Annotated in this window: 1 pseudogene; it reads right to left on the bottom strand. The window is 64.7% G+C overall.

Features of this window, described 5'->3' with window-relative positions:
- A pseudogene (locus HP566_RS00005) lies at window positions 1–1,373 on the bottom strand (hypothetical protein); the annotation flags it as partial.

Genomic DNA, 1,373 nt, shown 5'->3' with positions numbered 1-1,373 from the left:
CTTCGGTGTTGTCCAGCGCCTCCCCGATGGTGAGGGTCAGATCGCGGTCATCGCCGGTGTGCAGCATCTCCCCTTGGCGGTGGCTCAGGTGATCGGCAGTCAGGGCGAGGGACTCGGCGCTGGTGGTCGCGCCGTCGAGGATGACATCACTGGCCGCCAGGGTCAGATCGCCCTGGCTGACAATCAGCCCATCAGCACCTTCCACCCACGTGGCGGCGATCCGCGCCTCTCCGTCACCGGCGTGGATGATCTCGCCGTCGTCGTTGACCAAGGTCTCGGCGATATCGAGGGACAGGTCACCCGTGGCTTCCAGCCGACCCGAGGTGTTATCGAGCTCATCCGCTCGCACGCGCAGCTCGTCGCTGGCGGCGCTGATCAGCCCATCAGTGTTATTGAGGGCAGTGGCGGTGACATCGATACGCTCCGCCAGCCATTGGCCCTGGGTATTGTCGATATCCCCTGACGCCGCCACGGCCAGGGCATCGCCAGCGATCAGTTCACCCTGCCGGTTATCCAGGTCACCAACGTCCAGCCTGACATGATCCAAGGCCTGCAAGGTACCGGCGGTATTGGTCAGTTCACGCGCGGCGATATCGAGGCCAGCATTGCTGGCAATCTGCCCGCCGGTATTGTCCAGCGATTGCCGGGCGGAAAGCGCCAAGTCCTTATCGTCACCGCTCTGCAGCATCTCGCCCTGGCGATGGCTAAGGCGCTCGGCATCCACCATGATGCGTTCCGCACTGGTGGTCGCCCCATCGAGGACGATACCCCGGGCCGCCAGGGTCAGATCGCCCTGGCTGACGATCAGACCCTCGCTGCCTTCCAGGCGCGTGGCGGCGATCCGCGCCTCGCCTTCCCCGGCATGAACGATCTCGCCGTCTTCATTGGTCAAGGTCTCGGCGACGTCGAGGGTCAGATCGTCCGTGGCTTCCAGACGGCCCCTGTTATTGTCGAGATCATCCGCCTGCACGCTCAGCGCGCCGCTGGCGGCACTGATCAACCCGCTGGCATTGTCCAGGCCGGCGGCGCTGACGTCGATACGCTCCGCCAGCCATTGGCCCTGGGTATTGTCGATATCCCCCGACGCCGCCACGGCCAGGGCATCGCCAGCGATCAGTTCACCCTGCCGGTTATCCAGGTCACCAACGTCCAGCCTGACATGATCCAATGCCTGCAAGGTACCGGCGGTATTGGTCAGTTCACGCGCGGCGATATCGAGGCCGGCATTGCTGGCAATCTGCCCGCTGGTATTGTCCAGCGACTGCGCTATTGTCAGCGTCAGGTCACTGCCCCCGCCGGTGTGCAGCATCTCGCCCTGGCGATGGCTAAGGTGATCGGCAGTCAGGGCGAGGGACTCGGCGCTGGTGGTGGCG

Source organism: Vreelandella olivaria (assembly GCF_023507745.1).
GTDB lineage: Bacteria > Pseudomonadota > Gammaproteobacteria > Pseudomonadales > Halomonadaceae > Vreelandella > Vreelandella olivaria_A.
The sequence above is the reverse complement of the archived record's forward strand: the minus strand, read 5'-3'. Positions and strand labels throughout refer to the sequence as shown.